23 protein-coding genes and 1 riboswitch are annotated in these 15,763 nt (G+C 62.8%); of the genes, 17 read left to right on the top strand and 6 right to left on the bottom strand.

What is annotated here, in order from left to right; translation table 11 throughout:
- Positions 1-194: 194 nt before the first annotated feature.
- Positions 195-1,385, top strand: coding sequence for a hypothetical protein (locus AC1DX6_RS20180; protein WP_477316529.1), 1,191 nt, complete (start codon positions 195-197; stop codon positions 1,383-1,385).
- Between the two features lie 199 nt (positions 1,386-1,584).
- Here the strand turns inward: AC1DX6_RS20180 and AC1DX6_RS20185 are convergent, their stop codons facing one another.
- On the bottom strand, positions 1,585-1,674 hold the full coding sequence (locus AC1DX6_RS20185; RefSeq protein WP_477316531.1) for a putative RiPP precursor: 90 nt from the start codon (positions 1,672-1,674) through the stop codon (positions 1,585-1,587).
- A gap of 89 nt (positions 1,675-1,763) precedes the next feature.
- Positions 1,764-3,005 carry a DNA polymerase IV gene (gene dinB / locus AC1DX6_RS20190; RefSeq protein ID WP_477316533.1) on the bottom strand — a complete coding sequence of 414 codons (1,242 nt, stop codon included), beginning with the start codon at positions 3,003-3,005 and terminating at the stop codon, positions 1,764-1,766.
- A gap of 291 nt (positions 3,006-3,296) precedes the next feature.
- Here dinB and AC1DX6_RS20195 point away from each other — a divergent pair, with 291 nt between their 5' ends.
- The 7 genes from AC1DX6_RS20195 to AC1DX6_RS20225 all read left to right on the top strand — a co-directional run bounded on the left by AC1DX6_RS20195 (position 3,297) and on the right by AC1DX6_RS20225 (position 6,774).
- Positions 3,297-3,548, top strand: coding sequence for a hypothetical protein (locus tag AC1DX6_RS20195; protein ID WP_477316535.1), 252 nt, complete (start codon positions 3,297-3,299; stop codon positions 3,546-3,548).
- Between the two features lie 250 nt (positions 3,549-3,798).
- Positions 3,799-4,617, top strand: coding sequence for a hypothetical protein (locus tag AC1DX6_RS20200; RefSeq protein WP_477316537.1), 819 nt, complete (start codon positions 3,799-3,801; stop codon positions 4,615-4,617).
- 258 nt (positions 4,618-4,875) lie between these two features.
- A complete protein-coding gene (locus tag AC1DX6_RS20205) occupies positions 4,876-5,283 on the top strand; it encodes a hypothetical protein (protein ID WP_477316539.1) in 408 nt (135 codons plus the stop codon).
- A 233-nt stretch (positions 5,284-5,516) separates the two neighbouring features.
- On the top strand, positions 5,517-5,735 hold the full coding sequence (locus AC1DX6_RS20210; protein ID WP_477316541.1) for a hypothetical protein: 219 nt from the start codon (positions 5,517-5,519) through the stop codon (positions 5,733-5,735).
- Positions 5,736-6,062: 327 nt separating this feature from the next.
- A complete protein-coding gene (locus AC1DX6_RS20215; RefSeq protein ID WP_477316543.1) occupies positions 6,063-6,284 on the top strand; it encodes a hypothetical protein in 222 nt (73 codons plus the stop codon).
- Between the two features lie 193 nt (positions 6,285-6,477).
- Positions 6,478-6,570: a putative RiPP precursor gene (locus tag AC1DX6_RS20220; RefSeq protein WP_477316545.1), complete on the top strand. Its 93-nt coding sequence runs from the start codon at positions 6,478-6,480 to the stop codon at positions 6,568-6,570.
- Between the two features lie 105 nt (positions 6,571-6,675).
- Positions 6,676-6,774 carry a putative RiPP precursor gene (locus AC1DX6_RS20225; protein ID WP_477316547.1) on the top strand — a complete coding sequence of 33 codons (99 nt, stop codon included), beginning with the start codon at positions 6,676-6,678 and terminating at the stop codon, positions 6,772-6,774.
- Between the two features lie 333 nt (positions 6,775-7,107).
- On the opposite strand, the gene AC1DX6_RS20230 is transcribed toward AC1DX6_RS20225, so the two are convergent.
- Positions 7,108-8,097, bottom strand: a complete 990-nt coding sequence (locus tag AC1DX6_RS20230; RefSeq protein ID WP_477316549.1) for a glycosyltransferase — start codon at positions 8,095-8,097, stop codon at positions 7,108-7,110.
- Positions 8,098-8,251: 154 nt separating this feature from the next.
- On the bottom strand, positions 8,252-8,575 hold the full coding sequence (locus AC1DX6_RS20235) for a DUF982 domain-containing protein (protein ID WP_477316551.1): 324 nt from the start codon (positions 8,573-8,575) through the stop codon (positions 8,252-8,254).
- Positions 8,576-8,785: 210 nt separating this feature from the next.
- Here AC1DX6_RS20235 and AC1DX6_RS20240 point away from each other — a divergent pair, with 210 nt between their 5' ends.
- From AC1DX6_RS20240 to AC1DX6_RS20260, 5 genes are all read left to right on the top strand, one after another.
- Positions 8,786-9,094, top strand: coding sequence for a DUF1236 domain-containing protein (locus tag AC1DX6_RS20240; protein WP_477316553.1), 309 nt, complete (start codon positions 8,786-8,788; stop codon positions 9,092-9,094).
- A gap of 77 nt (positions 9,095-9,171) precedes the next feature.
- Complete coding sequence (locus AC1DX6_RS20245; protein WP_477316555.1) at positions 9,172-9,378, top strand: hypothetical protein; 207 nt, start codon at positions 9,172-9,174, stop codon at positions 9,376-9,378.
- A gap of 106 nt (positions 9,379-9,484) precedes the next feature.
- On the top strand, positions 9,485-9,733 hold the full coding sequence (locus AC1DX6_RS20250) for a DUF2934 domain-containing protein (RefSeq protein ID WP_477316557.1): 249 nt from the start codon (positions 9,485-9,487) through the stop codon (positions 9,731-9,733).
- A 342-nt stretch (positions 9,734-10,075) separates the two neighbouring features.
- On the top strand, positions 10,076-10,573 hold the full coding sequence (locus AC1DX6_RS20255) for a porin (protein ID WP_477316559.1): 498 nt from the start codon (positions 10,076-10,078) through the stop codon (positions 10,571-10,573).
- Between the two features lie 21 nt (positions 10,574-10,594).
- Complete coding sequence (locus AC1DX6_RS20260) at positions 10,595-11,083, top strand: porin (RefSeq protein WP_477316561.1); 489 nt, start codon at positions 10,595-10,597, stop codon at positions 11,081-11,083.
- A 19-nt stretch (positions 11,084-11,102) separates the two neighbouring features.
- Here the strand turns inward: AC1DX6_RS20260 and AC1DX6_RS20265 are convergent, their stop codons facing one another.
- Positions 11,103-11,453, bottom strand: a complete 351-nt coding sequence (locus tag AC1DX6_RS20265; RefSeq protein WP_477316563.1) for a hypothetical protein — start codon at positions 11,451-11,453, stop codon at positions 11,103-11,105.
- A gap of 159 nt (positions 11,454-11,612) precedes the next feature.
- Positions 11,613-11,726, top strand: a riboswitch (TPP riboswitch).
- Between AC1DX6_RS20265 and AC1DX6_RS20270 the strand changes: the two genes are divergently transcribed.
- The 4 genes from AC1DX6_RS20270 to AC1DX6_RS20285 all read left to right on the top strand — a co-directional run bounded on the left by AC1DX6_RS20270 (position 11,717) and on the right by AC1DX6_RS20285 (position 14,916).
- Entirely contained in the window at positions 11,717-12,325 is a 609-nt protein-coding gene (locus AC1DX6_RS20270; protein WP_477316565.1) for a YkoF family thiamine/hydroxymethylpyrimidine-binding protein, read from the top strand. Its footprint overlaps the riboswitch before it by 10 nt.
- A gap of 34 nt (positions 12,326-12,359) precedes the next feature.
- Positions 12,360-13,184 carry an ABC transporter permease gene (locus AC1DX6_RS20275; protein ID WP_477316567.1) on the top strand — a complete coding sequence of 275 codons (825 nt, stop codon included), beginning with the start codon at positions 12,360-12,362 and terminating at the stop codon, positions 13,182-13,184.
- Complete coding sequence (locus AC1DX6_RS20280; protein ID WP_477316569.1) at positions 13,181-13,915, top strand: ABC transporter ATP-binding protein; 735 nt, start codon at positions 13,181-13,183, stop codon at positions 13,913-13,915. The genes AC1DX6_RS20275 and AC1DX6_RS20280 overlap by 4 nt, the downstream gene beginning before the upstream one ends.
- A 2-nt stretch (positions 13,916-13,917) precedes the next feature.
- Positions 13,918-14,916, top strand: a complete 999-nt coding sequence (locus AC1DX6_RS20285; protein WP_477316571.1) for an ABC transporter substrate-binding protein — start codon at positions 13,918-13,920, stop codon at positions 14,914-14,916.
- Positions 14,917-14,965: 49 nt separating this feature from the next.
- Here AC1DX6_RS20285 and AC1DX6_RS20290 read toward each other — a convergent pair whose 3' ends face one another.
- Positions 14,966-15,748 (bottom strand): hypothetical protein, encoded by a 783-nt coding sequence (locus AC1DX6_RS20290; RefSeq protein ID WP_477316573.1) that lies wholly within the window; start codon positions 15,746-15,748, stop codon positions 14,966-14,968.
- Between the last annotated feature and the right edge of the window lie 15 nt (positions 15,749-15,763).

Raw genomic sequence — 15,763 nt, forward strand, 5'->3', positions numbered from 1 at the left:
CATCCTCACCTGTGCCTGTTATAGAGGCAGAACGGCGTTTGTGACATCAGCCTTTATCTTGACCGGGCTGGACTTTAGTCCGGCGCCGTCGCCGCCCCTCGGCTGCCGAAGCAGGCGCCGGCTCTACAAACAGTTTGAATCGAGATATGCACAAGTTTCGTTGCGCGAGATTTGCGAAGAGAGGGCCGACAACGGTGCGTGACCCCTATCTGGTCGAAACAGCGGTCGTCGTCGGGCTCGCCGCCATTCTGGCGTTTCTCGCCTGGTTCTGGCGGCAGGTGCGTAGCCGTCGCAAGGCCCGGCATCGTGAAAATCCGGCGAATGACTACGCCGTGCGCCAGGATTGGTCGAGCAGTCGCAGCAACCTCAACCACTCGTCCTTCGTCTATTTCGATGTCGATCGCGATGGCAGCTACGGGCTCGGTGACCGGCCCATGGCCGGTGTCATGGTCAGGCTGCACGACGGCAGTGGCCGCTTCGCGTCGCAGGCTCGGACCAACCGCAGCGGCTTCGCCAATTTTCCGGTGTCGAGGAAACACCGCAAGGCGCCCATTCATTTGCCCGGCATTTACCGGTTCACGGTTTCGGTGCCGCCCGGCTGGCGCGCCAGCAGCGCCAACGAGGTCCAGTCGCAGCACTTTCAGCCGCTATCGGGCTCGCCCACGGGAATGGTCAGTGAAGCGATGCTGCGGCCGGTCGGTCTTTTCCCGATACGGCGCCTCAGCGGGCGTGTGGCGGCAGCGGCGACCTTGTCGGTAGAGAGGAAGGGGCAGGTGCTGGCCGTGCATCCGCTCGCCGATGCAGCCGGCTTCCGCTTCGATCTCCCCGATGACGCCGACACCATAGAGGTCGCCGGGCGCGGTTTTGCGCGCAGGCTGGCCCTGTCACCCTATCCGACCGATCTCGGTCTGCTCTCGCCCGGAAATCCCGCCATCGACAACACCGCGCCCCTGCAGACGATCGGCTTCGACGATGTCACCCCGCGCGAGTTCCGCAAGGTGCCGTCCGGCTATGCCGGGTTAAGCTGGTTCAACCTGAATGCGATTTCGCGCGATTATCTCAAGGAGGCCGAGGGTTATGTGAACGGCAATGTCTCCGGAGACCACACTTGCTATACCAGCAGCGGCCACCCGGCCGAATTCGGCAGCGAAAAGCCTTTCGGCTTTCACTCCGTGCTTCTGACGGCGGCGTGGTTAAAGTCCGAAGGGGAGGTTGCCCTGGTGGAGAGTTGGCTAGGCGATCGGCTGATTGCCAGCGATGCCGTTACTCTGTCGGCGCTGACGCCGGTTCACTACGCCCCGATGCTCGGGCAGGTGACACGCGTGCGTCTTTCCACCAAGCACTATTGGCAACTTGTGCTCGACGATCTCGTGGTCGCCCGCTGAGCTTACAGACTGATGGAATTCGGGGCGTTCGCCGTGACCTGCGAGAGCTTGCCCTTTTTGACCAGCACCGGCTTTGAATAGGTCTTCTTCATTTTCCCATTCTCCAATGGCGCGCGGCGCAGTCAGACCGCTCCTGCTTAGAACGTTTCGCGAGACACCACTGGCACGCCGACTCAAAACGGTTTTTCACCTGGCGTCTTCAGGGCCCCGAAAGCGCCCCGTTTTCCGCTGTAACCTGCGAAAGCTTGCCTTTTTTGACAAGCACGGGTTTTGAATAGGTCTTCTTCATGGTCCCACCCTTCAACGTAACGCAATAATGCCAGATGGCCCGGTGCAGTCAACCTCACCCCGCCGGCGACCAAGTCCGACATGTCTTTATCACAGCTCCTTCTCCGCCAGTTCCCTGAAGGCGTCGGGCACGGAACGCGCCGCTTCCAGCGCTACCGTGCCGTAACCGACCGCCTGTTTGCCGAAGCGCTGGCGGATCTTGTCGACGGCGCGGTCGGCGCCGAAGCGCGCCAGGCCTTTTTTGGTGCCAGGTCTCTGCTTCTCGTCGGCAAGGCCGAGCGGCAGTTCGAGCTGCAGCTCGGTACTTTCCTCCAGATGCGATACCGAGATCGCCAGCAGTGAAATGGTCTTTTCCTGGGGGTAGGCGGCAAGCACGCCGCGTACCAGCTCCTCGGCGATCTCGGCCAGCATCAGCGTTGCCGAAATCGGCTGGTCGAGGGTGACCGAGCGGGTCACGGCGCTGAGGTCGGCAAAGCGGACGCGCACCGTCACCGTGCGGCCGGGCCGCGCTTTGGCTCTGAGCCGGCTGGCGACACGGTCGGCCAGATGCAGCAGCACCGGCACGAAGATTTTTGCCTCGGCCGGCTTGCTGCCGAGCGCCGATTGCGCGCCGGCCGAATGCGCCCGCCGATGCGTCAGCAGTTTTCGCGGGTCGCGGTTCCACGCCAATGCAGCAAGCTTTTCGCCGGCGGCGGGTCCGAGCAGGCGCTCCAGCGCCCCGCTGTGTGTCTTGGCCAGCTTGCCAATGGTCTCGACGCCGATTTCGGCCAGCCGCGCCTTGGTCGCCGGGCCGACGCCCCACATCAGCCCGACCGGCAAATCATGCAGGAAGGCAAGTTCACCGGCGGGATCGACCACCACCAGCCCGTCGGGTTTTGCCACTTGCGAAGCGATCTTCGCCAGATGCTTGGTGCGCGCCACGCCGATCGAGATCGGCAGGCCGAGTTCTTGCCGCACCCGGTGGCGTATCGTGGCGGCGATCTCGGCCGGCGACCCGAACAGATGCGTGCAGCCGGCGACATCGGCAAAGGCCTCGTCGATGGAGATGCGCTCGACCAGCGGCGTAAAATCGTCGAGCACTTTGATGGCGGCGTCGCCGAGCCGCTGATAGTCACCAAAATGACCGCCGACGAAGATCAACTGCGGGCAGAGCTCCCGGGCGCGCCGTCCCGGCATGCCGCCGCGCACGCCAAAAACCCTGGCCTCGTAGGAGGCGGCGAGCACCACGCCGCCGCCGACGGCGATCGGCTTGCCTCTGAGCGAGGGGTCGAGCAGTTGCTCGACCGAGGCATAGAAGGCGTCGAGATCCGCATGGAGAATGGTGGGTTCCATCCCGACCGTTTCCTTGCGGCGCTGCTGCATTAGCCGCGTCTATTTTGAGAGATGTTTTACAGAACAAATACAGAACAAATCGTGTCCTGTGTCAAGCAGAGATGCGCCCTTGACCAGTTTCGAAGACAGCAGCGCCGAGTCGCTCCGCGCAATGCCTTGGAAGACCACCACAAAGCCTGAACGCCGCGTGTGCACCCACGACAAAGTCGCCGCTGGATCGCCCGTTGCGGGAACTTGCCGATCGCAGCCGCGTTGATAGTCGTGATGGGACGCTGTTTGCGGGAGCCTGGCATGGTCCACTTTGAAATGGTCGATCTTGTTTGCGTTATCGCAGCCTGCACGAGCGACCGCTCTGCCGGGCGGCTTGTTTCGATGGCCAAGGCGGTGGAAGAATTGCGGGTGCTGACCGGGGATTTCGTCTCGTCGGATGAAGCGGCGGCGAATGCGCTGTCGGCAGTGGCGCTGGAGTGCGGTTGCGCGGTGCTGTTCGACGAACAGGCCGGGGCCGACATCACGCGGGCGCCCTGGTCGCAGCCAAACTGAGGCCGCTAGGACCATAGTCTGATTGGTATAGGACCTTTGCGTTCCAAAGGGCCCAAACCCCTCCCTTCCATTCGTCTAACCTAGCAATTTCAAAGGGTTATGACGGGTTTTCGATTCATCTCGTTCACCGGTGGCCGCTTCGCTCTCGCATTGAAACCACATTTGTTCAAAGTTTACCCAAGGCATTAGCGATTTCTCATATCCCCCTCTATAGCGGTTGGGGGCGGTGGCGATTCCCGGAGGAGATATCATGACATCCCGAAAGACCCTTTTTGCAGCGCTTGCAGCGTTCGCGCTGCTGGCATCTCCGGCCCTGGCAGGTGCTGGCGGCAACGGTGGTGGCCACGGCAACGGCGGCGGTAACGGTCATGGCGGCGGCAATGGCGGTGGCAACGGCAATGGCGGTGGAAACGGCAATGCCGGCGCCAAATCCGGCAACAGCGGTTCGCACGGCAAGTCGGCGTCGGCCAAGGGGAAGGCCGCCAAGGCCGAAACGGAGGCTGTTGCAAGCGTTGACGAAACCGAGCAGACCGCCTCTGTGCCCAAGGAAAAGAATATCAATGCCAAGCTCGGCCGGTTGCACTCGCTGCAGCGCAACATCAACGCCTATATGAATTCCAAGAGCAAGAAGTTCACTGGCGTGCAGGCCTTCGTAACGCAGTCGGCAGTAGCCAAGAACGCTCAGACCGCGGCAGATGCTGCGGCTGCGGCTGCGGCTGCGGCGGCGACTGAGGCCAATGCCAAGATAGCCGATCTGACCACGCAGCTCGCCGACGCGAATGCGCTTACGCCAGCTACGCCCGAAGACCAGGCGGCCAAGGACGCACTGGTCAAGGACCTGACAGATCAGATCACGGCTCAGGAGAAAGCAATCACCGATGCCGAAGCGGCGGCGCAAACGGCGCAGGATGCAGCCGACGCTGCGGCTGCCGACATCCCGTCGCTCGACACAGCCCTTGCCGACATGGCCAACAAGCCCGTCGACGCCGAGGTGACCGACTGGGCCAACGGTGTGCTTGCCGACAAGATCGACCAGATGGCCGCCAAGCTGGCTCCGGCGACGCCGTAAGGTTCATCGCGGCTGAAACGACCCAGTCGACGATCAAGCCGCCGGGTTCGCCCGGCGGCTTTTTTCTGACGGTATGTTGGAACTGCCGATCTCCCCCGGCAGGCAGAGGGGCGCGCTGTTTCTCCGGCGTCACAACAGGTTCCTGCATGCAAACATTAAGGGGAAAGGCGCTGCTAACCCTCGATACGGCATGGAGTATCCGCATTTGCTGATATAGGCTTCCCGATGTCGGGGTAAACGGCATTGGGAGGACAAGACATGCCTAGGGTTTCAGAACTCTTCTTCAAAACAGCCATCGTTTTTCTCATTCTGGGCATCGCCGCCGGTCTGCAGATGGCGATCTCGGGCGACCACGGCGCCTTTCCGGCGCACGCGCACATCAACCTGTTGGGATGGGTAACCAGCGCCATCTTCGGCGGCTACTATGCGCTCAATCCGGCAAAGGCCGAGCGCAAGCTCGCCATGATCCACTACGGCCTCTACACGCTTGGCATCGTGGTGATGTTGCCGGCCCTGTACCTGATGCTGCAGGGCAATCCGGCGCTTGAGCCGATCGTCGCAGGCGGTTCGCTCATCGTCGCTGCTGCGGTGCTGATCTTCGCCGTCGTGGTCTTCTCGCCCGAGGCGGAGCGCTCGGCCTCGGGAATGCGGCCGGCCTCGCGCTGAGGCTGCTGCCGGCCAAGGCACGACGCCTGGCCGAAACTGTCTGCCCCGCGCTTCCCCCTCGGAGGCGCGGGCCAATCGGTAGCGTCGCCCGCGGTGGCCGCATCCCGATGCATGACGCGCGTTAACCACGCCGCCATGCCGGACCGAACCAACCGGCGTGCTGGCCGTTTATCCCTATGGAAGAGCGCCAACCCAGATTTCGCTGTCACCCGGAGCCGTCCGGTACCTGGACGGTGTGGGATGACGTTGCCGATGCGCCAGCCACCCTGGGAGGCTGCGTCCTTCTCGGCCGCACATGGGAGCGCGCCAAGGTCGCCCGCGATGTGCTGCGGCGGATCTACGACAGTCACCTGGAGGCGCGATCGGTTCGCCGGCCATCGGCCCCGGCAGTGCAGCGTGTCGACGATCTGATCGCCTCGATCCGCGCCCGCTCAGTGGCAGATGCAGATTAGAGCAAATGCGCGGTAGGGCATCCGTCCGCGGCGGTTTTTTCGGCAGCCGCCAGCACCTGGCCGGAGCCCAAGGACAGTGTATTTCTTCGAATAATTGAGTTAATTTGCGACTGTCATTGCAGCCGATGGTTGTCGCGCAAATTATTACTGTATCGGCGCCGGCTGCTGCTGGGCCTCATCTGTATTATTTCGTGACCGCGACGCTGGAACCATCCATCGCAACGCGCGTTCGGGCCTATTCGCGATGTCTTATAGACAGACAGATCTGGGCAGGCGAAGCGGGCGGGGCGGCAAAACAAGAGTGGGTTGGGGCAGGAGCAATATACCATGTCGAAACGAGAAATCGGGACATCCCCTGCATTGGGGATGCGTGTCGCCGATCTGAAAGCCAGGATGCGAAACGCCCGGATCACCGAGCACGAGATGAAAACCTTCCACAAGGTCGCTGCCATCATGGGGGGTAGCGACGGCTCCCTAGGCCTGGATGCGGACGACCTGATCGCCGCATCCTTCGTGACCGAGGCGCTTGGCGAGCCCACGTCGAATTGATAGCTGGTCACCACACTGAAAATACGAGCGCATGATCCGCGAGCTTTGGTTAGCCAGGCACCGTTGGAGCACCCCTGCGTCCATTTGGACACAGGGACGCTCCAACGTGTCGCTGATCCCAGCCCCGTGGGTTGACAATGCGCTTATCGCAACGTGATGTTGTATTGTTGAAAACGAGGGCAGGATGATTGCAATGAAGAAAACCTATGAAAAGCCTGTACTGACCAAGCGCGAAAAGCTGTCGACCGTGATCGCGACAGTTTCAGCACCTATCACCCCCGGCTAAGCGCACGGCGCCTTTTTGGTTCATCCAGCGGTCGCGAATATCCGCGGTCGTATTGACAGTGTGATTGCCGCAACGTGATGTTGCATTGTTGAAAACGAGGGCACGATGATTGCGATGAAGAAAACCTACGAAAAGCCTGTGCTGACCAAGCGCGAAAAGCTGTCGACCGTGATCGCGCAGCAGGTTTCACCTCCCCCTCAATAAGCGCACGGCGTCTTTTTTGGTTCTCTGCGCCAGGGATCATGCCCAAAACCAAATGGTTGTAGCCTGGCGGTCGCGAATATTAGCGGTCGCATCGGCGGTGCGCTTGCTGCAATGTGATGCTGCAAACCTACGAAAGGCCGACGCCGACCAGGCGCGAGAGATTGTCGGCCGTGATTGCGGTAGCGTCACCGCCTGTCAGCCCGCCTTGACCGCTGCCCATTGCTGAGCGGAGGTCGCAAAAGTCGAAGCGCAATATTCGCCGGCAACACGTGCCGATGTTCACCCCACTGACCCAGTCAGTGGGGATTGTTTTGTCGGGGTCCCGGTTTGTAGTCAGCTGTGTCCGACAAAGGCCGGAACCCGCTCGACATCGTCTCTCATCAGGCCGGTCGCCAGGCCGAACTGGCCGACGAACACCAGGCTGTTGAATGCCAGGCCGGCGGCAACGGCCAAAGGCACCTGCCAGACCGGCATGCCGGTATGGCGTGCCTGGGTGGCGATGCGCACACTCACCCGCAAGGATGCTGAGGGCCAACGTCGCAGCGCCTTGAGCACGCGACGGGGACGTGAGGCGGTGGTCAGGGCCGCATATTTGCGGTCGGCGTCGCGGCCGGTGACCAGCGCGCGCCACAGGAAGAACGCCAGGCCGCGCGGTGGATAGTGGCTGGCCAGCGCCTCGACCCTGAGTAGGTCATGGCCCTCCGCCTGCAATTGCCTGGTCAGCAGCGTGCAGGAGACCTTGAAGCCGTTGCTCTGCGGAAACGGATGGTTGGCGAGCCAGCTTCGCCTGAGCGCGCTGTTGTTGGCGTTCAGCGCGCGCTTGGCGGCAAAATGCCGGTCATGGTCGCGAAGCGGAAAGAACCACAGCAGCGCGAAGGTCCGCGAGGCGAAATCGTCATGGCCAAGATAGGTGTAGCCGTTGACCACCATCGTCCGCGCATCCTGGAACGGCTTCAGCAAAGCGGGCAGCCAGCCGGGCTCGGCGACGCAGTCGGAATCGCAAAGAATAATGATCTCGCCCGTTGCCTCGGCAATGCCGCGGTTCTTCAGCTCGTAATAGCGCCCGTCGGGCAAGGCGGCGAAGGCCAGCGTCGCGGCCGTGCCGAGCTCCGGCACTCTGGCGGCAATCTCATCCTGCAAAAGCGGTGTGTCGCCGGCTTCTCCGGAGTGGACGAAGATGACTTGCGGCTTTGCTGGATATCCGAGATCGGATGCAGCTCGTATCTCGCGGGCGAGTGCTGCGAAACCGACGCCGATCTCGTCCCGGTCGATCGCCTTGGCATTCTCCATCTCGACGACGATCGAGTAGCTTTCGCGCACCATGTCCTATTGGCCCCGGCCCTGAAGCCGCAGCCATAGCCGACTGCGGAGAGTTTTGCAGCCTCCGCGTGTAAAATTGTAGCGCTCCATTTGGACTTCGTCGAAAGGACTGCCTCGCCTGGCAGGATGCCGCTTGATGGCGACTTCTTCGGCGCCCTCAAGTCTGGTGGCTGTTGCTGCTTCTGGCGCGCGCATTTCTGGCGGCCCTCGCCTCACGCAGTGTGGTCACCGGGTCAATGCCAGTCCACAGAATGCCGGCGGCCTCGGCAAAGCTCATGAACGCCCGGCGCGCCTGCTCGGCGCTGAGATGACCGGCGCGCGCCGCGTCGCAGGCCTTCAGCGCAGTGGCATGGATCGCACCGCGCCGCGCCGGCGGCCATTCCTTCAGGAAATTCTGCATCTGCGCCAGTGAGGCGATGTCGCGTTTGAAGCCGGCCCCCACTGCGATGGCCACAGGCGCGGGAAACAGCATTTCATCCATGTCGAAAACCTCCCGGAAAGCGTTGCAGCGCCTTCAATGCGCAACAGCGCCATGCGGTTCCCGGACGAATGAGTCCCCGATCAATTAGCCATGTCTGAGGGAACAACAGGCTTCCCCCGACGTTTGCCTCCTACAGAGCTCGCCATCTTGAACCATGAAAGTCCTCGCACAGGCGGGGCGGGCGAAGCTTGCAAACAACAGGAGAGAACGATGAAAAACTTTCTGATTCCTGCCGCTACCGGCCTGGCTCTGCTGGCCGGCATCGGCGTTGCCGCAGCCGACGAAGTTGTCGTCGTTTCGCCCCAACAGCAGACGGTCATTCGCGAATATGTGCACAAGCACCCATTGGCTTCGATCAACCTTCTCGGCGTGGAACTTAATGTCGGCTCCACTTTGCCTGACACGGTCGAGCTGCAGCCGATCGAGGTTCCCGACGTTCAGTACAGATACGCCGTCGTCGGCGACCATACCGTTCTGGTCGACCCCGCCACCCACAGGATCGTCGAAGTCATCGACTGACGCTTGCCTTTCCTGTCGTCCCCGAACGGGGGGCGGCAGGTTGGGCAGCGGGTCTGGGGATATGGAAGGAAGTCCAAATGTTACGCCATGCCGAGGCACCCGATGTGGCCAAATCCGTCGACAAGCTGCTCGCCGAACCGAGCAGTGCTCTTTTGTCGATGAGGACAGTGATTGAAATGGTGCGGGAGCGCACCGGAACCCAACGCTCGGATGCGGATCTGGAAGGGCTGATTGTGAAGAAAGCCGCTATCCTTGGTGTTGCAATACTGTCCGACAAGAACTGACGGCCGATGAATATGCTGCCTTCGCTTTGATCCCAAGACGGCGATCGAAATTTCAGCTAAAACAGTTCCGGCTCACGGGATTCGAATCGAACCGATGGAGGCAGGAGTGACGGACGACAGGCATGAACGCATTCGCCAACGGGCGCACGCGATCTGGGAAAAGGCCGGGCGGCCGGAAGGCGCGCATCAGCAGCATTGGGACCAGGCCACCGCCGAGGTGGACGGCGATGCTGCCAAGCCCAAGGCAGCGCCGAAGAAGGCCGCCGCCAAGCCGGCCAAGGCCACCGCCGCCAAGGCAGCAAAGCCTGCGGCCGCCAAGCCCGCCAAGCCCGCCAAGCCAAAAGCCAAGAGCTGAGCCCGGCGGCCAAATGGCCGGGCCGGACCTCTTTTCCACTCCCGCGCGAAACGACGCGGAACGACGTTGCCGCTATCGCGGTTGCGCTGAAGCCCTGCTTTGTCAGCGGTCCCAAGATCGTACTTAAGAATATTAGAATATAAAAAGGTAGATAAAATACTTGGGAAATGGTGGGTTTGCTGAATGTGGTGGGGCATTCGATGTGACATCGCCGCAACGTGCCCGATATCAATTAAATCCACCCAGTAAAAGTCAGGTATTCATCCGATCACGCCGTTGACACGGCGCGCCTCCGCATGCGCCTTTTCGCGTTAGGGTTTTCTTAACGTTCGGGGTAGGGCAATGCGGAACATCAACCGTTTCATTTCATTTGCGTTTCTGGCCGCGGCAGGCAGCCTTTCGGCGCCGGCCCTGGCGGCGCCGGTCGAGTATGTGAAAGTCTGCTCGCTCTATGGCGCGCGATTCTACTACAGCCCCGGCACCGACACCTGCATCAACGCCAATACCGGCGAGACGCGGCGCGTGACCGCCGATGGCGTCGTGGTTTCCAAGACCGCGCTGGCCAAGAGCGTCGACGAGATCGATGCCCGCGTCGCCCGCGCCTTTGAAAGCGCCTCGGTGGCCTCGGCGCTCACCAGCCCGGATCTTGTTCAGGGCGAACATTTCGGCCTGCGCGTCAACTGGGGCAATGCCGGCCAGGCCGATGCCATGGGAATCACTGGCGCCGCTGTTCTGGGCGAGGGCTTCTTGCCCAGCGGCGGCCGGCTGACCGGCGCGGCGGGCGTCGCGTTTTCGGGCGGAACCGTCGGCGGCAATGCCGGCCTGCAACTCACCTGGTAAGAGCTAGGTTGGGGGCAAGCCATGTTCAGATATCTTGTTGCGCCGGCGATTCTCGGCGCGGTTTGCGGCCTGTCCGCGCCCGCGCTGGCGAAGCCGCTCGAATATGTGAAGATCTGCTCGCTCTATGGCGCGCAATATTACTACAGCCCCGGCACCGACACCTGCATCAACGCCGATACGGGCGTGACCAAGCGAGCGGCCGAGGATGGCACCGTCACCGGCAAGACCGCGCTGGCAAGTCATGTCGACGACGTCGACAACCGCATCACGCGCGCCTTCGAGAACGCCTCGATCTCAGCCGCCCTTGCAGCGCCCGATCTCGTTCAGGGCGAACATTTCGGCCTGCGCGTCAACTGGGGCAATGCCGGCGGGGCCGACGCCTTCGGCTTCACCGGCGCCGCCGTGCTGGGAGAGGGCTTCGCCCATGGCGGTCGGCTGACCGGAACGCTTGGCGTCGCCTTTTCCGGCGGGGCCGTCGGCGGCAATGCCGGCCTGCAGTTCAGTTGGTAAGGTGACTGCCGGCCTTGCTTCACGCCTCCCAGGCATAGCTGGAGAGCGCAAAGCGGATGCCGGCCGCCGTCATCGCCAACTCGCATTCGGTGATCCGGCGCAGATTGCGCAAATAGCGCGCCACCGTCTGCGGCAGCCAGCCGGCGCAGGCCTCGGCGTAAGCGCGGCTGTGCACGAGGGTGCCTGACGACAGCCTCTTCTCCTTCTCGGCAATGACTTTCAGATACTGGCGGATGAAGCGGATGTCGTCGGCGATGTTCTGGCTGGCCATGCGCCAAGCTCCGGCGAGACGCTCGCGGCGCTCGATCGACAGGGCCGAGATCAGCGGACGCGAGAGGTCGGTGAAGGCGGCGTGGTCTGCGGTGCTCATCCAGGTCTCTCCCGTGGGATCGGAGATAGTACTTTATGTACGAAATCGCGTCAAGCAGATTTCGTACAATTTGAACGACTGAAGCAGCGTCTGGCGCAACGCTTTCCCGCTACGCTTCAAAAAACCCCTTCCGCAATCGCTCGAATGGTGCTTTAACGCGCCCATCCACAGGGGTGCTCCGTACGGTCGGGGCTGAGACGGGGGCGGCAAGCCCACAGACCCTAGAAGCTGATCTGGGTAATACCAGCGGAGCGAGGCGGGCGATGTTTTCTGGCGCACAGATTTCCCTACACCCCATGACCGACGATTTCGTCGGCGTCATCCTTGGCGCACTCGGCGCGCTCGATCCCTGGCGCGACAGGCTGAGAATCGAGACCGACGACATCTCGACCTTGCTGGTCGGGTCGCCAGAAGTGCTGTTCCCGGCGATGCGCGACCTGTTCGTGGCGGCAGCAGGCAGCGGCAAACATTGCGTGCTGTCGGCGGCGATTTCGCGCGGCTGCCCGGGCGAGCCGGATGACCCGATCTGCCGCACCGATGCACTCGGTGGACCTGTCGGGCCGCTTGGGCCCCGCAAGGACGCGGCCATTGCGGCGGTGCGCCAAGCCGGCGCCACCGGCCAGCCGACAGCGGCGCAATTCTCGCTCTATGTGATGGGCACCGACGATCACATGGACGAGATCTACGGCTGCATCGACTTTCTCAAACAGTCCGGCGTCTACGACCGCTCCAAAAACTTCTGCACCAAATTGCGCGGCGATGCCGGCGCGGTGTTTGCGGCGCTGAACGAGGCCTTCTGCCGCTTCGGGCCGGGTGCCGGCCACGTAACCCTCGACGTCACGGTATCGGCCAACAGCCCGTCCGCTGTCTGAGCCGCTGCGCACTTCGCGCCGTCCGTCAAAGGTTATGTCCGTGACCCTGTCATCCGCCCCTTCGCGCCCGCTCGCGCGTGTCACCAACGCCATCGCCAGGGTCGCACCGGCGATCGTCTCGGTCGGCCTTTTGCTGCTGGCGTGGGAATTGTATGCCCGATTCTCCGGCATCAAGCCGACGATATTGCCGGCACCGTCGCGTGTGTTGGAACAGGCACTGCTCAACCGCGATGCGTTGGTGGAAAATGCTATCCCCACCATCCGCGCCACGCTTGCCGGCTTTGCCTGTTCGCTCAGCGCCGCTTTCCTGCTGTCGGTGCTGGTCGACTTCTCGCCGCCGCTGCGCCGCGCGCTGTTTCCGCTGCTCATTGTCAGCCAGACCTTGCCGCTCATCGCCATCGCGCCGCTGGTGGTGCTGTGGTTCGGCTTCGGCCTGATGCCCAAGATCGTGCTGGTCGCGCTGGTCACCTTCTTCCCGATGTTGGTGGCGCTGGTTGAGGGCTATGACGCCACCGAGAAGGAGATCGGCCAGATGCTGCGCGCCATGGGGGCAGGGCGCTGGCGCGTCTTCCTCTCGGCACGGCTGCCCTCGGCGCTGCCCTATTTCTTCGCCGGGCTGCGCACCGCCATCACCTATGCCGTCGTTGGCGCCATCTTCGCCGAATATGCGGGCGCTGCCAAAGGGCTGGGCATTTACATGCTCAACGCCAAGAACAATTTTCGCCCCGATCTGGTGCTGGCCGCGGTCGCCGTCAGCGCGGCGCTGACACTGCTCCTGTTCGGCGCAACGGTGCTGATCCAGCGGCTGGCCATGCCGTGGGAGCGGGTTGGACAGGAACGCGCCGGGGCAGGGCAATGACCCGGCTCGAACTACGCCACGTCAAAAAGCGCTTCGGCGACCTCAATGTGCTGGCTGATATCTCGCTCAGCGTCGGCGCTGGCGAATTCGTCTCCATCCTCGGGCCGTCCGGCGCCGGCAAGTCGACGCTGTTCCAACTGCTGACCGGCGCGCTGCAAGGCGAGGGCGAAATGGTCTTCGACGGCGCGCCGCTCGACGACCATGGCCGCCATTTTGCCTTCATGCCGCAGCGCGACGCGCTGATGCCGTGGCGGCGCATCCTCGATAACACCACGCTCGGCCTCGAAGTGCAGGGCGTCGGGCGCAAGTCCGCCCGCGCCCGCGTCGCGCCGCTGTTTGCCGAGTTCGGCCTCGCCGGCTTCGAGCGGCATTATCCGGCAGAGCTTTCTGGCGGCATGCGCCAGCGCGCCGCCCTTTTGCGCACCGTGGTGCAGCAGCGCGACATGCTGCTGCTAGACGAACCCTTCGGCGCGCTTGACGCGCTGACCCGTGCGGCCATGCAGCGCTGGCTGGAAGGCATGTGGCGGCGCCACCGCTGGACGGCGCTGCTCATCACTCATGACGTGCGCGAAGCCGTGTTCCTGTCCGACCGCATCTATGTGCTGTCGGCACGCCCGGCCCGCATCGTCCGCGAAATCAAGGTGCCACGCCCACGTAGCTCTGGCGCCGACGCTGCAGCCCTCGAAGCCGAAATCCTCGACACGCTTCTCAACCCTGCCCAAGGAGAATGACCATGATTTCACTGACACGCCGCCAGGCACTACTGCTGACGCTCGCCGCCGGACTGCCCTCCCGCGCTTTCGCGGCGCCGCAAAAAGTCACCGTCGCGCTCGACTGGACCGTCAACACCAACCACATCGGCCTCTTCGTCGCCCGCGACAAGGGGTTCTACAAAGAGGCCGGCATCGAGGCCGAAATCCTGCCCTATGGCGATACCGGCGCCGGCACGCTGGTCACCAACCGCATCGCCGATTTCGGCATCGCCGGCGCTGGTTTCTTCACCCAGCGCGCCGCCGGCGCGGATCTAAAGGCGGTCTATGCCGTGGTGCAGGCCGAGACTGGTCGGCTGGTGTTCAACGCCGCGCGCACCGACATCAGGAGCCCGAAAAACCTCGATGGCCTCACCTATGGCGGCTTCGGCAGCGCCTGGGAAAACACGCTGATCTCGACCATGATCCGCCATGACGGCGGCAAGGGCAATTTCGAGACGGTGACGCTCGGCACCTCCGCCTATGAGGCGCTGGCCAACGGCTCGGTCGATTTCACGCTGGAAGTCTCGACCTGGGAAGGTGTCCAGGCCGCGTTGCAAGGCGTCAGGCAGCGCACCTTCCGCTATGCCGACTACGGCGTACCCGACGAGCACACCACCTTCATCGCCTCCAGCGATGTTTTTCTCGAGGCAAACCCGAAGCTGGCGTCCGCCTTCGTCGAGGCAACGCGGCGTGGCTACCAGTTCGCCGTCGATCACGCGCAAGAAGCCGGCGATCTCTTGATCGCTTCCAACAAGGACGCCCTGACCGATCCGGCGCTGATCCACGCCTCGCTGAAGATGCTGGTAGACGGCCACCTCCTGCGCAGCCAAAGCGGCGTCATAGGCACCATCGACAACGCCAAGATCGAGGCAATGGGAGCCTATCTCTTCACCGCCGGCATCCTGCGTGACGCCGACGGCAAGGCGCTGAAGGAACGCCCGGATTTCGAGGCGTATTTCAGCAATGAGTATCTGGTGTAGAGACGCTTGAGATCGCCGGCCCCGTGGGTGGCGGGGCCTGAAACCTTGGCTAATTCCTGGCGATCTCATAGATGAGAGTCGTCTTGACGTGCCGTCCTGCTTCCCCTTCCAGAGACAGGGCTGCCTGATAGAATTTTGCAATAGCCGGGCACAGACCTTCATAGGCCTGGTTGGCACTGCCGATCGCCTCCATGTCGGCCTGTGTCCCGCCGGCGGCGACGAAAGCGGTGGCGACCAGCGACCATTCTTCGTCACTGGCCGGAGCGGCCGGCAGGCCGCTGCTCTTCGCCGCGCCGAACGCCTGGAACAACGTAGAGCCGATCTTGTCCATGCCCACCATGAAGTCATGATCCTGTGTATTCAGGGCACCGGGTCCCTTCGCCAGGTAGCTGTTGCAGGTCGCGGCGGATTCCCGCGCCATCACCTGTCTGAGCATATCGAGTTGGGCACGCAGCACTTCCGAGGCGTTGCTCTCAGGCGTCGATGGCACCAATGGCGCATATTTGTGCCTCAGATCGACCACCGCCAACCGGCTGACGTCTCGCGCCTGGTCGAAGCCGCCTCCCGATCTGGCCACATCTGTAATTTTTCGAATGATTTCATCGTAGTCGGCGGGAAATTCCTGCTTGATCGTCCTGAAGATGAGGAACTCCTGGCTCTGCAACTGCTCACTGACCTCAGCTGTCGTCAATGTTGCATTGCTCGGCGTGCCCATCACAGTCTGATAGAGATATTTGCCGCCGGCAAAGCCGAGTGCCCAAGGCAGCGCCTTGACCGCAACGAACGACAAAGCGGCGATTGCTGCCACGCCCAAAGCTTTCCAGCGCGCCATCCGGCAGCCCTCCCG

This window comes from Mesorhizobium sp. P2_C4 (genome assembly GCF_056404575.1).